Annotated in this window: 12 protein-coding genes; 9 read left to right on the plus strand and 3 right to left on the minus strand. The window is 44.9% G+C overall.

Annotation, left to right across the window (positions count from 1 at the left end):
* Positions 1-109: 109 nt before the first annotated feature.
* Positions 110-1,063, plus strand: coding sequence for a methylenetetrahydrofolate reductase [NAD(P)H] (metF, locus tag AC5ZC7_RS28860; RefSeq protein ID WP_496160876.1), 954 nt, complete (start codon positions 110-112; stop codon positions 1,061-1,063).
* 312 nt (positions 1,064-1,375) lie between these two features.
* Here the strand turns inward: metF and AC5ZC7_RS28865 are convergent, their stop codons facing one another.
* The 3 genes from AC5ZC7_RS28865 to AC5ZC7_RS28875 all read right to left on the minus strand — a co-directional run bounded on the left by AC5ZC7_RS28865 (position 1,376) and on the right by AC5ZC7_RS28875 (position 4,531).
* Positions 1,376-2,059 carry an outer membrane beta-barrel protein gene (locus tag AC5ZC7_RS28865; RefSeq protein WP_496160877.1) on the minus strand — a complete coding sequence of 228 codons (684 nt, stop codon included), beginning with the start codon at positions 2,057-2,059 and terminating at the stop codon, positions 1,376-1,378.
* A 170-nt stretch (positions 2,060-2,229) separates the two neighbouring features.
* Complete coding sequence (locus tag AC5ZC7_RS28870; RefSeq protein ID WP_496160878.1) at positions 2,230-2,844, minus strand: outer membrane beta-barrel protein; 615 nt, start codon at positions 2,842-2,844, stop codon at positions 2,230-2,232.
* A gap of 277 nt (positions 2,845-3,121) precedes the next feature.
* Positions 3,122-4,531, minus strand: a complete 1,410-nt coding sequence (locus AC5ZC7_RS28875; RefSeq protein WP_496160879.1) for a DUF5106 domain-containing protein — start codon at positions 4,529-4,531, stop codon at positions 3,122-3,124.
* Positions 4,532-4,651: 120 nt separating this feature from the next.
* Here AC5ZC7_RS28875 and rlmD point away from each other — a divergent pair, with 120 nt between their 5' ends.
* The 8 genes from rlmD to AC5ZC7_RS28915 all read left to right on the plus strand — a co-directional run bounded on the left by rlmD (position 4,652) and on the right by AC5ZC7_RS28915 (position 13,639).
* Positions 4,652-6,067 (plus strand): 23S rRNA (uracil(1939)-C(5))-methyltransferase RlmD, encoded by a 1,416-nt coding sequence (rlmD, locus tag AC5ZC7_RS28880; RefSeq protein WP_496160880.1) that lies wholly within the window; start codon positions 4,652-4,654, stop codon positions 6,065-6,067.
* A 6-nt stretch (positions 6,068-6,073) separates the two neighbouring features.
* A complete protein-coding gene (locus AC5ZC7_RS28885; protein ID WP_496160881.1) occupies positions 6,074-6,898 on the plus strand; it encodes a rhomboid family intramembrane serine protease in 825 nt (274 codons plus the stop codon).
* Positions 6,899-6,945: 47 nt separating this feature from the next.
* A complete protein-coding gene (locus AC5ZC7_RS28890; protein WP_496160882.1) occupies positions 6,946-7,878 on the plus strand; it encodes a rhomboid family intramembrane serine protease in 933 nt (310 codons plus the stop codon).
* Between the two features lie 123 nt (positions 7,879-8,001).
* Positions 8,002-9,099: an endonuclease/exonuclease/phosphatase family protein gene (locus AC5ZC7_RS28895; protein ID WP_496160883.1), complete on the plus strand. Its 1,098-nt coding sequence runs from the start codon at positions 8,002-8,004 to the stop codon at positions 9,097-9,099.
* A 64-nt stretch (positions 9,100-9,163) separates the two neighbouring features.
* Positions 9,164-10,270 (plus strand): endonuclease/exonuclease/phosphatase family protein, encoded by a 1,107-nt coding sequence (locus AC5ZC7_RS28900; RefSeq protein ID WP_496160884.1) that lies wholly within the window; start codon positions 9,164-9,166, stop codon positions 10,268-10,270.
* A gap of 159 nt (positions 10,271-10,429) precedes the next feature.
* Positions 10,430-11,926 carry a cysteine--tRNA ligase gene (gene cysS, locus AC5ZC7_RS28905; RefSeq protein WP_496160885.1) on the plus strand — a complete coding sequence of 499 codons (1,497 nt, stop codon included), beginning with the start codon at positions 10,430-10,432 and terminating at the stop codon, positions 11,924-11,926.
* A gap of 20 nt (positions 11,927-11,946) precedes the next feature.
* Complete coding sequence (locus AC5ZC7_RS28910) at positions 11,947-12,939, plus strand: M28 family peptidase (RefSeq protein ID WP_496160886.1); 993 nt, start codon at positions 11,947-11,949, stop codon at positions 12,937-12,939.
* Positions 12,940-12,997: 58 nt separating this feature from the next.
* Entirely contained in the window at positions 12,998-13,639 is a 642-nt protein-coding gene (locus AC5ZC7_RS28915; protein WP_496160887.1) for a DNA-3-methyladenine glycosylase family protein, read from the plus strand.
* Positions 13,640-13,646: the final 7 nt, after the last annotated feature.

A 13,646-nucleotide genomic window follows, 5' to 3' on the forward strand; every position in this document is an offset into this window, starting at 1 on the left:
TCATAAGATTAAAAATGATCTGATTATAATTAGGGGATATCTTATTTTTGCCGGCGTATTTTAGCAGGAATCGCTGTTTTCATCGCATTCTCCAAAGCATATAAACTTTATGAAAGTAACTGAACATATTGCACAGGCCAAAGACACCCTGATTTCTTTTGAGATCCTCCCTCCCTTAAAAGGAAAGAGTATTGAGTCTATTTATGACCACCTGGACCCGTTAATGGAGTTCAAGCCGGCATTTATTAACGTGACTTACCACCGTAGCGAGCATATGTTCAAGAAAAAGGCGGATGGCTCATTTGAAAAGGTAGAAATCCGCAAACGCCCTGGTACAGTAGGTATTTGCGCTGCCATTATGAACCATTACACGGTAGATGCTGTTCCGCACCTGATTTGTGGCGGATTTAGCCGCGAGGAAACGGAAAATGCGCTGATAGACCTGAACTTCCTGGGTATCGACAATGTACTTGTTTTACGTGGAGATGCACCTAAAAACGAAACTTTCTTTGAACCAGACCCTCACGGTCACAGCTATGCGATTGAACTGCTCGACCAGGTGGCTCACATGAATAACGGTGTATACCTGGAAGACGACTTGCAAAGCGGGGTTAAAACCAATTTCTGCATTGGTGTTGCCGGCTATCCTGAAAAACATTTTGAGGCGCCGAACATGCAAACAGATATGGCACACCTGAAAAGAAAAGTAGAAAACGGGGCGGATTATATTGTTACACAAATGTTTTTCGATAACCAGAAATTCTTTGACTTTGTAACCAAGTGCCGGGAAGCAGGTATTACTGTTCCTATTATCCCGGGACTGAAGCCATTGACATCCAGGAAACAAATGACCATGTTGCCACGCATTTTCCATGTAGATATTCCTACAGATCTGTCTTCTGAGATCATGAAATGCAAAACAGACAAAGATGTAGAGCTGGTGGGAACCGAATGGTTGATTGCGCAGTCAAAAGAGCTAAAAGCCTTTGGCGTACCGGTATTACACTACTATACCCTTGGCAAACCGAATGTAATTCGCCAGGCAGTAGCAGCCATTATGTAAGCGATAACTTCATCATAAAAAAGAAGGGAAGGACAGACGTCTTTCCCTTTTTTTCGTTTTCTCTTTCATATAAAAAAATAATGCCATTATGTAGATACATAGTGGCATATCCCTATAACTGTCACACTTTTAATTATAACTGTCCAATGATCGAAATCACCATTCGGTGATCTCTTTCGCTAATAAGACGCAGTAAACACCATTGTCCCCTACTCCATTTTAAAAAAAATATAAAGGGCTGTTTTACGTGCCGGACAAAAAAAAAGTTCCTCCCTTACGGGAAGAACTTTTCTATATATCGTTGTGGTAAAGTTACCAGTCTTCGCGGTCAAATATAAACCCAAGGCTGATTCCCCAATACCTGTTTTTGAATTCGCTTGTTGATTTATCCAGGTCCATCATGCCATATCCGTAATGGCCGGTTAGTGTAAGAAGGTTGTTAAACTCAATACCGGCAGTAAAATTGAGCCCTGCATCCCAGCGCTGCATATTTATATTAGTGCCAAAAACATTAGGCGATGATTTAAAATCGATACGTCTGGAGCCTTCCGCCCCTTTTCCGCTGCCATCAAAGGCCTCCATTTTATACTCGCCCCGTACACAATAAGCTGCATAAGGGCCGGCGCCCACTACCAGCTTACCGAAGCTTACCGGTATTTTATATACCAGGTTTACCGGCAATTCAAGGTATCGCATGGTTAGTTTGGTAGGACCGGATGTAAATAAGTTCGGATGAGGGACGAGATAATTAAGGTCAGCCCCTTTTACAATGTAGCTTACTCCCGGCTGCAGGTAGCCATTTTTAAATAAGGGAACATTCAGGTAGGTGCCTACCTGCCAACGGTCCTGATGTGAAGTACCCGGGGCAGTACTATTATCAGGGTCAGCTAGTCCGGCGTTTACGTAGCCTCCACGAATTCCTAAACTGACTTGTGCATGGGAATTAGAAACAACAAATAGCAGCAGTGCTGTAGATAGGAGTGTAAAAAACTTCATCAGTAGTTCGGTACTAAAAGATTATAAAAAAGTCACTGTGACACACGCTTTGGGGAAAAGTATTAATGCTCAGCTGGTTACTGGATGCTAAAGTAAACAAAGGTTTTGATAAAAATAAAAAACCACCTGGAATTACCAGGTGGTTAATAAAAAAATCATTTTGGTGTGGCTTATTTGCCGCCGAATTTATACCCTACGGATACGCCGAAAGAGGTATTTTTGAATTTGCGGTCGTTGCTGGTGTTATCAGCTGTATTAATAAGCCCCAGGTCTGTGTTCAAACCAAAGTAAAGGCCCATTGGCATTTCGTAGCCTATATTGATACCGGCACCAGCATCGAAACGTTTTTGCTTAGCTAATAAGGCATTATCACTAAATACATCGATATCACCTAAGACTGTGTTTTTTATTTTACCACCTACTCCATAAGCAAGGTATGGGCCGGCAGACAGTACCAGTTTACCACTACCTACTTCTGGTTTAAACATAAAGTGAATAGGCAGTTCCAGGTAAGACAAAGTAGTTTTTACATCTCCCTGTTTTGCCTTTCCACCTTTACCGGAATACAGTAATCCTGTTCCAATAAAGAAATCATCTCCCAATGGAAGATCTGCTGTAAAACCAGCTCTAACTCCTACCAGGAGGTTGCTGGTTTCTTTTGAGGAACCTGAAGCTTTCGCCGTAATGCTTGAAAACTGCGGGCCTGCAACGATACCCCATTTAACCTGACCAAAAGAAAGACTGGCTATTAATAAAGCCGCTGCAGATAATAATACCTTTTTCATGTGATGTAATTTAATTTAATAGTAAAGCGGTGCCTACAAGTGAGGCACCGCCTCTAATTTTTTTTGATTGCCAACTAAATAAATAAAATGAACCTTTTTTTTGCTTGCTGCTGTTATTACAACTTATTCAGTGAATTGTTTGTTACCCGGTTATTTTCATCCAAAAAGGTAATCAATTGATACACTGTAGGTACCACATGCCAAAGACTATGCCAAAGGATTGTTAAAATATCACATCACATTGGTTATCAACAATAAACATCACATTTTTTTCTTGTTATTGTCGCGCAGTAGCTGTATTTTTCGTAGTTGACCGGTCTAAAAACTCCTGCAATTGCTCCACTCCCAGTTTTTTAGCCACAATTTTCTTTTTATCGTCGAGCAGGTAGATCATGGGCGTGCTGTATACGTCGTATAGCCGCCGGTAATTAGTAGCAGATTGAGGATCTGAGCCATGTATCCAGCCACTGAGGTCGTGGTCTTTGATGAATTGCAACCATTCTTCCCGGGTACCTTCTGTTTTTACGGCTACCATGGCTACTCCTTTGCTTTTCCAGCTGGCCTTGAAGGCTGAATCCAGGCGGGGCAGCTCTGTTTTACAGTGTCCGCAGGTGGGGTCCCAGAAAACCAGCACAGTATACTTTGATTGGGTTTTATATAAGGAGAGCATATTAGAAGCGGAATCCCTGAACTCCAGTGGAGCTGCCTGTTTTCCGATCAGGTTAGGCGCCAGGGCATAGGCCCGGTCCACAATTTTATTCAGTTGTTCATCACTCAGCCAAAACGCTTCGCCTGGCACGTAGTATTTCTCTACCAGGTGAACAAATACCGCGTCCATTCCCATATAAGGAGAGCTTTCATAGTTGTAGGTCAGCCACCACAGTACAAATTTGAAGGCTTCTTTGCTTTTCCGTGTGCGGGCAATGAGGGCATCGCAGTCTACTATAATAGAGTCTGGTGAGGGCATTACCAGTTGGGTAAAATATTTTTTCAGCTTTCCTTCCAGGATAGGCGTTCTTACTAACCGGTCGCTTTCCAGGTCTACCTCATCCCAGTAGTGCCCTTTAAAATAGCGATAGGCAAAGGTAGAGTCTTCCCCGGCGGGCTGCTGGGGTACTTCCGGTTCTTTCATGGCCAGGAAAATAGTGCTGAGAATGATGCCCGGATGTTTGGTAATAAAGTCGCTCCGGAAGTCCTGGATTTTCTTGCCCAGCTCTTTCTGGAGCGGCGCTACTTTGGCCGTATCTGCTGCGGTGCGCGCAGCCTGCAATTGTTGCTGGATATTGCGGCTCAGGGTTTCCTGCTGGAACAGGAATTTATTGTAAGACAGGAACAGATCGTTATCCGGGCTGCCTTTATACACGGTTTTGTTGATCAGGTCGGAGCTATCGAGTGTAACGCTAAAGAATTGCTGTTTGTCGATCAATGTTTCCACATATTTTTCCTTCCCCGGTAATACCAGCAGGTAAATACCAGGCAGGAGTTTTTCTTTGCCTTTCAGGATAGCATCCCCTGTTGGGCTTACCTCTGCCGAATCGGCCAGATAGGTTGATCGACCCATATAGTGGGCGAGAAAGAATTTTCCACCCGTAAAACTCTTCAGTTTAACGGCAATTTGGTATCCCTGTGCCTGCAGGGTGAAGTGCCCTAAAAGGGTGGCTATCAGTATAACAAATAATTTACGCATAATATTTCTAAGCAATATGTAAATGTAAGTGGAAAAAAGTAAAAACCGAAAGCTGTGTGGTGAGTGGTAATTACATGAATTAGAACGTAGGATTCAGCATTTCCAATTACCTTTGCAGCCGTGAGGAAAAAAAATGTTGTTTTAGAAAATGTACCTGTTACTGCCTATGCGGCGGAGGGTAAAGCGCTGGCCCGTCAAGACGGGAAAGTAATATTTATTGAAGGTGGTGTGGTACCCGGAGATGTAGTGGATGTTCGCCTTAGTAAAAACAAAAAAGACTGGGCAGAAGGGAAAGTGGTTCACTTTCATAGCTATTCTGACAAACGGGTTACCCCATTTTGCCAGCATTTTGGCACCTGTGGCGGTTGCAAGTGGCAGATGCTTCCTTATGCGCAGCAACTGGAATTCAAACAGCAACAGGTAGCCGACCATTTACAACGTATCGGGAAGCTGGTATTACCACCTATGGATCCGATCCTGGGCGGGGTGAATACGGAGCATTACCGGAACAAGCTGGAGTTTACCTTCAGTAATAAAGCTTATCTGACCAATGAGGAAATCAGGGCCAATGACGGAGAAATACCAGTAAAACCCGCACTGGGCTTCCATGTACCTAAATTATTTGATAAAGTTCTCAATATAGATACCTGCTACCTCATGCAGGAACCGGTAAACCTGATCCGTAATACCATTCGTGAATACGCCATTGCACATGAGCTGCCGTTTTACGATATCCGCGCACAACAGGGCTGGTTGCGGAACCTGGTGATTCGCCTGTGTACTACCGGCGAGATTATGGTGAACCTGGTGATCCGTCATGAAGACAAGGAAAACCGGGTGGCACTGCTGGATCATTTGCTGAAAACAGTACCAGCCATTACCACTTTGTTGTATACCATTAATCCGAAAGGCAACGATACTATCTTCGACCTGGAGCCGAAAGTATATTTTGGTAAAGGATATGCAGAAGAAAAGCTGGAAGACTTTGTATTTAAAATAGGTCCTAAATCTTTTTTCCAGACCAACACTTACCAGGGCGAAGTCCTGTATAAGGTAACCAGGGATTTTGCCGGGTTAACAGGAACGGAAACCGTATACGATCTATATTGCGGTACGGGTAGTATTGGCATTTTTGTATCACGCAATGCCGGCAAAGTAGTGGGCATTGAACTGATTAAAGAAGCCATAGATGATGCAAAAGAAAATGCGGCCAGAAATAATGTTAACAATGCCGAGTTTTTTGCAGGCGATGTTGTTGATATTTGTGATGATGCTTTTTTTGCACACCATGGACAACCGGATGTAATTATCACCGACCCACCACGGGCAGGCATGCACGAAAAGCTGGTCAATAAACTGCTTGAAATTGCAGCCCCTAAAATTGTATATGTGAGCTGTAATCCGGCTACACAAGCCAGGGATCTGGCTTTGCTGGATGCACTGTATACAGTGGAAAAGGTACAACCAGTAGATATGTTTCCACATACACACCATATTGAAAATGTGGTGTTGTTGAAAAAAAGAGTTAATAACTAAGCAACAATGAACGAGTACAGGCCCGGAAAATTTCAGTTCCTTCCTACGGTGATCAAAAACCTGATGATCATTAACGGTTTGGTTTGGTTAGTGCAGATTACCCTGCTAAACAGATATGATTATGATTTGAGTCGTTTATTTGGCCTCCACTATATAGGCTCCGAACTTTTCAGGCCTCATCAGTTTGTCACGCATTTATTTCTTCACGATCCGAGGCATTTTTCGCATGTGCTCTTCAATATGTTTACCCTGTGGGTGTTTGGTTCCACGCTGGAAAACATATGGGGGCCCAAGCGCTTTCTCATTTTCTACATGGTGTGTGGATTAGGTGCCGCGCTTTGTCATATGGGCGTGCTTACTTACGAGAACGTGAACCTTACCAAATATGCCACTAACTTCCTGAACGATCCATCGTACAGCAATTTTGCCCTGCTGGATAGCAAATATGATCTTGGTAATGGCACTGCCAGTATGGAAAGCCTTAAAAATGCGCTGGCCAACAATGACTCCCAGGCTATTGATATTGCGCGGCTATACGTCAGGGACTATGTGCATATGTACCGTAGTGTTCCCACGATGGGCGCCTCCGGGGCTGTATATGGTATTTTGTTTGCCTTTGGCTTTATGTTCCCCAACAGGTACCTGTATTTCTTTGCGATGTTCCCTATAAAGGCCAAATATGTAGTCGCCTTCATGATTATCGGAGAGGTATGGTCCGGGATCCAGAATAATCCGGCCGATAACGTAGCTCACTTTGCTCACCTCGGTGGAGCACTTTTTGCCTACCTGCTGCTGAGAAACTGGAACAAACACCGAACAGATTTTTATTAATACAACAGTATTAATAGCGTATTTTTGTATTGAAAAATATATGTACCATGCATGCGTTGGAAAAGGAGAAATTGCCCCGCCTCTCTTTAGGAGAAGGACGAAATATGGTGACACAATTGTTGGTCGTTAATCTTACTGTTTTTATATTCCTCTTCTTCACACTTGTTATTTACCAGATGGAGAATGTAGGCGAGCCGCGGTTTCACCAGGATATTATGTCCTGGCTGAGGCTTCCCGCCAACCCGACCAAACTGTTAACACGCCCGTGGACACTGGTCACCTCTCTGTTTACACATATCAGTACCTGGCAGGTATTTACCAACCTGGTGTGGTTATGGTGCTTTGGCACTTTTATGCAACACCTGGCTGGCCATCAACGAATTTTACCTTTGTACCTTTTTGGAGGTATTGTTGGTAATCTCTTTTATGTAGCAGCTATGGCGCTGATCCCTTCCTTTCATGTAATCAGCGGATCAGAATACTGGCTGGGCGCAGCAGGTAGCATTATGGCAATAGCTGTGGGTGTTACTGCCATTGCACCCCGTTACCGGATCTTCCCTTTACTGTCAGGAGGCATATCCCTGTGGGTGATTACCCTGATATTTATTGTACTTTCTGTGGGTTCCCTGCTAATGTCATCTGCCTATGGTTATACCTACATTCCAGTGTTGGTGGGTGGTGGTCTTGCCGGCCTGATCTACATGACGCAATGGAAAAAGGGTAACGACTGGGGAGCCGGCTTAAACAGACTCACATTTAAGCTCACACACGTTTTCCATCCGGCCGCCCAACAGGTGAACCCGGACGAACTTAAAAAAAAGATGAGTACCAGTGATGGCGATCAACAGCCGTTCAGACGTATTGGTAAAGTGCCGGAACAACGACTAAATGAAATCCTTGATAAGATCAACGAAAACGGCCTGTCTTCCCTTTCACCAGATGAAAGAGATACCTTACTCCGGGCAAGCCGAACAGAATAAAAGCATTACAAATTAAAAAATACCAATTACGATAAAGAGGGACACATGTGCGACGTTTATTCGCTGATGTGTCCCTCTTAATTTGTAATTTAATTCCCGTAATCTGTAATTGCCTCTAACCCTATGCTACAAAAAATATTTCGACACCTTTTGCTTTGGGTTAGTTTGATCATTGCGGTAGGCCTGTTGTTAAGCGCTTATCTTCCGTATCTCAACCCTGGCAAATATTGGATTACCGGGTTCTCTGGCTTCTTCTTTCCCCTCCTATTTCCCATTTGCGTGCTTTTAATACCTGTATTGTGGTGGTTTAAATACAAAAAACAGTGGTGGCTGTGCGGTATCGCAGTGCTCTGTTGTATGCCCGCAGCACTGGCTACCTGGGGCATTCACATCTCCCGTAATAACAACATCACCAAACAACCCCATAGCAGGGAGTTTACCCTCATGACTTATAACACCAGCAGCATGGGGCTGATGGCCTATAAAACAAATAAGGATAAAGAAGCCGCCATTTACAATGTAGTATTGAAGAACAGTCCCGATATTCTGTGCCTGCAGGAGTTTTACAGCAACGATCAACCGGGCCTGGAGCGTCATGCAGACAGCCTGATGCAAACAGGAAACTACACGTATCATTATTTTACCTGCGATAAAACCACATGGAATACCTGGCACTATGGCATTGCCCTGTTTTCCCGCTTTCCGATAGTGGCTGCGGAGGCCATTCCCTGCGGCGAGAGCAAGGCTGGCAGCGGTAGTACTTTCCTACAGGCCGACCTGGTAGTGCGGGGTGATACTATCCGGGTATTTTCGGTGCAGCTAACTTCGTATATGTTTGGAGGTGATGACTATGAAAACATGAAAGCTCCCGGCAGTTCCGGCCTGATTTATAAAATGCGCGCCACATTCCGGAAAAGGGCCTCGCAGGCGGAACAACTGGCCGCGCTGGTGGCAGCAAGCCCCTATCCTACTATCGTTTGCGGCGATTTCAATGATACTCCGGTGTCTTATACGTATAGAACTGCCAGTCGGGATTTACAGGATGTTTTCCTGGAAACCGGCCGTGGCTGGGGACGTACCTTGTCTTTTTTATCGCCGTCCCTGCGGATAGATTACATATTGGCACAGCGATTCTTCCGTATTAACGGAGGAGAGGTGCTCACCACGTATCCTTCCGAGCATTTCCCGGTTATGGCCTGTCTGTCGTTGAAAAAACACTAACTTTAGTACTTCAACAAAGTACGACGCGGTGCGATTTTTACGACTATTTACGAAAGGATTTTTTTTGATCATCAACTTCGCCGTAGTATTACTTTTCCTGGGAGCTTGCCTGGCGCCTTATATTTCGCCAGCCTGGTTTTGGCCCATCAGTTTTATTACGCTGGCATTCCCGTTTTTATTGGGTGTGTTAACCATATTCCTTGTCGGATGGCTATTTTTTAATTATCGCTATGCCTTGCTATCCCTGATTGCACTGCTACTAGGATGGAAATCTATCAGTGCTTTTGTGGCTTTTCACCTGCCTTCGGGCAATAAGGCAGTAAAGGGCGACAATACGCTCACCATTATGAGCTATAATGTGAGCCAGTTTGGACTATACCGGGAAAAGGACAGTAAATACAACCGTCAGGCGATGTTTGCCATGATCAAGAAGCAGGAGCTGGATATTGCCTGCTTCCAGGACTTTTATACCTCGGAAAGAAAGAATGATTTTAATAACCGGGAGGATATTTCCCGAGAGATGTCTTTACCGTATCGCTACTTTTCCAGCGATTTTAACCGCGATGGCATGCAACACTGGGGGTCTATTATTTATTCCCGTTTTCCGATCATTGCTTCCGATAAGGTGAAGATGAGTGTGGGTCCCAGAAGTGAGAGCTTGATTTATGCAGACATTGTAAAAGGAGAAGATACCATCCGGATTATTAATATGCACCTGGAATCATACCGGTTCGATAAAAAAGATTATACGGCTATCGAAAAAATCAAAAAACAGGAAGATACCGGCTTAAAAGCAACTAAAAGCATCATACAAAAAATGCGGGAAGCGTATATACGTCGCAGTCAACAAGCCGATATTGTCGGTGATTTTATCCGGCAAAGCCCTTATCCGGTAGTTGTTTGTGGGGATTTTAATGATACCCCGGCTTCTTATACCTACTTTACCATTAAAGGGGATTTACAAGACGCTTTTCTGCAAAAAGGTTTCGGAATAGGACGTACTTTTACAGGGCTGGCACCTACATTACGTATTGATTATGTTTTTGTGAGTAACCATTTTAAGGTAAATAGCTTCCGGAAAATCATTTCCGACCTGTCTGATCATTATCCTGTAATTGCCAATATGAGTTTAATGGGCAACGGAAAAGCGGAAGTAGAAGTAAATAAATAACTGTAATCATTATGAAAATGTATCATATTTATTGGGCAGACCGATGTTGTTACGGGAATTAATCGTACCCGGAAAACAATTTTTATCTTTGCCATCCATCAATAAAAAATAAGATGTCGGGATCCGGAACACCCGGACCGCATCTGTCATTTACAGCATATGTCAGAACTAAGGATATACAATTCATTACATCGACAGAAAGAAGTATTCACCCCTTTACACCCTGGCCACGTAGGCATGTATGTGTGCGGACCCACCGTATCCGGGGAATCGCACCTGGGCCATGCCCGTCCGTATATTACGTTCGACGTGGTATTCCGCTATTTAAAGCACCTGGGCTATAAAGTACGTTATGTACGTAACATCACCGACGCCGGCCACTTTGAAGAAGAAGGCCGTGCCGCAGAAGATAAAATTTCGAAGTTTGCCATCCTGGAAAAGCTCGAACCCATGGAACTTGTACAGAAATACACCAACCTGTACCACTGGGCCATGTTGCAATTCGGCTGCCAGGAACCCAGCATAGAACCTACTGCTACCGGTCATATCATTGAGCAGATAGAAATGATCAAAACCATCATGGAAAAAGGCTATGCCTATGAAGTAGATGGCAGTGTATACTTTGATGTGAAAAAATATGCCGCCAGCCATGACTACGGCATTTTGAGCGGCCGGGTACTGGAAGACATGCTGGAAACCACGCGGGAACTGGAAGGACAGGATGATAAGCGCAATAAAGCCGATTTTGCACTGTGGAAAAAGGCGCCACCAGAGCACCTGATGCGCTGGCCAAGCCCCTGGGGCGAAGGTTTCCCCGGATGGCATATTGAGTGCTCTGCTATGAGCGCCAAATATCTCGGCGGTCAGTTCGATATTCACGGCGGAGGCATGGACCTGCAGTTTCCACACCACGAGTGCGAAATAGCACAAAGTGAAGTAGCTCACGGAGAGATGATGGCCCGCTACTGGATGCACAATAATATGATCACCATTAACGGCCGCAAAATGGGGAAAGCTTACAACAATACGATTAAGCTTACCGAAATGTTTTCCGGCTCCAATCCACAACTGGATAAGCCTTACAGCCCCATGACCATCCGCTTCTTTGTGTTGCAGACACATTACCGCGGCACGCTGGACTTCTCCAATGAAGCCCTGCAGGCGGCAGAGAAGGGGTTACAGCGCTTATGGGCAGCCTACGAAACATTACAAAAGCTCACTTATACCAGCAATGGAGAAGGCATCAATGAAGAGCTGGACAAGCAGGTACGCACCTGGTGCGAAGAATGCACGGAGTTCATGAATGATGACTTTAACACGGCGAAAATACTGGCGAACCTGTTTGAATTAACACCGGTGATCAACTCCCTGAAAGGCGGGCAAATAAAAATGCACGAACTCAGTGAAGACACGTTCGCCTTGTTGCAACAAACCTGGAAAACCTTCCTGGTAGACATCCTGGGCATTCAACCCGAAACTATCACCGGAGAAGATGATAAACTGGATGGCGTATTACAGATGCTGATTGAAATGCGGAAAGAAGCGAAAAGCCGTAAGGACTACGCCACTTCCGATAAAATCCGGAATGAATTATTATCTATTGGCGTGCAGCTGAAAGATGAAAAAGACGGATCTGTTTCATACAGTCTTCAATAAACTAAATATTTCCGACAATAATGCGTAAAGCTCTTATTACGTTGACTGCGCTGGCCTTAACGGCCGGCGCCTGTCAGCAGAATGGCCAGACAAGCGACAATAACAACGACAGTACCGGCGCCAGCAAGGTAGCCAAACTGGACGTACCAGTGCCTGTTTTCCAGGCAGACTCGGCATATGCTTACACCGCCAAACAGGTGAGTTTTGGGCCAAGAATACCCAATACGCCCGCACAGGAGAAGTGCGCCAACTACCTGGTTGGCCGTTTTCGTTCCTGGGCAGATACGGTATATGTGCAAAAGACTACTGTTACTGGTCCTAAAAATGAGAAGCTGCCTTGTATTAATATCATCGCCAGTTTCAATCCGGCGGCTAAGCAGCGCATATTATTGCTGGCCCACTGGGATACCCGGCCCTGGGCAGATGAGGATGCTTTCGACAAAACAAAGAAGCTGGATGGCGCAGATGATGGCGCCAGCGGTGTGGCTGTACTCATGGAAGTAGCCCGCCAATTCCGCTTGCAGAAGCCGGAAGCGGGTGTGGATATTTTATTGGTAGATGTGGAAGACTATGGTGCCAAAAATGATGAAAACTCTTTTTGTCTTGGCACACAGTACTGGGCTAAAAACCCGCATATACCGGGCTACAAGGCCAACTACGGCATCCTGCTGGACATGGTAGGTGGCCGTGGCACACAGTTCTACATGGAAGGATCTTCCAAACAATATGCATCTGCACAAATGAAAATGTTCTGGGATGTAGCCAACAAACTGGGCTACTCTGATCAGTTCCGTTATGAAAACAATGGCGCTTTTATCACTGATGATCATATCGCGGTAAACACGATTGCCAACATCCCTACATTCGATATTATTGCACTGCAGGCTAATAACGACTTTGCTCCTCACTGGCATACCCAGAACGATAATATGGACGTGATAGACAAAAAAACGCTGCAATCAGTAGGTCAAACCCTGTTGCAGGTAATCTATACACAACCTTTCAATTACTAATCAGCTCATGGTATTCCGGGGTGGAAGATAAGGTGACATACTTACTAAAAAACGTTTTATGCCCAAATCAAAAGGCACTCCGGAGGCCAGGCCGGTTCACTACCAGGACCATCTTGGCAAGGATAAAAAACTCCGAAAAATTATTGACGGCCCTTTAACGGAGCTGACTATACGAAAAAACATCTGCCTGAAACTGATTGGCTCTATTATGAGTCAGCAGTTGTCTGTTAAGGTAGCCGATGTAATCTACTCCCGCTTCCTGGACCTTTACGGCCGCAAGGAGCCTACTGCCCAACAAATACTGGATACCCCGGCCCTTACCCTCCGTGGAATTGGTTTGTCTAACGCCAAAGTCACTTATGTGCATAACGTGGCTGCTTTCGTTATTACAGAAAAGCTTACGGATAGTAAGTTGAAGAAAATGGATGATGAAACCATCATCGCCTATCTTACGCAAATCAAAGGCGTAGGCCGCTGGACGGTAGAAATGCTGCTGATGTTCTATCTCTGCCGGGAAGATATTTTTGCGATCGACGACTGGGGTCTGCAACAAGCAATGATTAAGCTGTACAACCTGGACCGGGAAAACAAAAAAGAATTCCGGGATCAGCTCCGCAAAATATCCGCGAAATGGTCGCCCTACCGAACCCATGCCTGCCGCTATCTGTGGGCCTGGAAAGATAATACGCCGGATAAATAACTCCACA

Source organism: Chitinophaga sp. 9-1-y, from assembly GCF_059511905.2.

What these genes read in the sequence shown, in the direction of transcription:
- metF (WP_496160876.1), top strand. Translation starts at nt 110, where the DNA reads ATGAAAGTAACTGAACATATTGCACAGGCCAAAGACACCCTGATTTCT.
- AC5ZC7_RS28865 (WP_496160877.1), bottom strand. Translation starts at nt 2,059, where the DNA reads ATGAAGTTTTTTACACTCCTATCTACAGCACTGCTGCTATTTGTTGTT.
- AC5ZC7_RS28870 (WP_496160878.1), bottom strand. Translation starts at nt 2,844, where the DNA reads ATGAAAAAGGTATTATTATCTGCAGCGGCTTTATTAATAGCCAGTCTT.
- AC5ZC7_RS28875 (WP_496160879.1), bottom strand. Translation starts at nt 4,531, where the DNA reads ATGCGTAAATTATTTGTTATACTGATAGCCACCCTTTTAGGGCACTTC.
- AC5ZC7_RS28885 (WP_496160881.1), top strand. Translation starts at nt 6,074, where the DNA reads ATGAACGAGTACAGGCCCGGAAAATTTCAGTTCCTTCCTACGGTGATC.
- AC5ZC7_RS28890 (WP_496160882.1), top strand. Translation starts at nt 6,946, where the DNA reads ATGCATGCGTTGGAAAAGGAGAAATTGCCCCGCCTCTCTTTAGGAGAA.
- AC5ZC7_RS28895 (WP_496160883.1), top strand. Translation starts at nt 8,002, where the DNA reads ATGCTACAAAAAATATTTCGACACCTTTTGCTTTGGGTTAGTTTGATC.
- cysS (WP_496160885.1), top strand. Translation starts at nt 10,430, where the DNA reads ATGTCAGAACTAAGGATATACAATTCATTACATCGACAGAAAGAAGTA.
- AC5ZC7_RS28910 (WP_496160886.1), top strand. Translation starts at nt 11,947, where the DNA reads ATGCGTAAAGCTCTTATTACGTTGACTGCGCTGGCCTTAACGGCCGGC.
- AC5ZC7_RS28915 (WP_496160887.1), top strand. Translation starts at nt 12,998, where the DNA reads ATGCCCAAATCAAAAGGCACTCCGGAGGCCAGGCCGGTTCACTACCAG.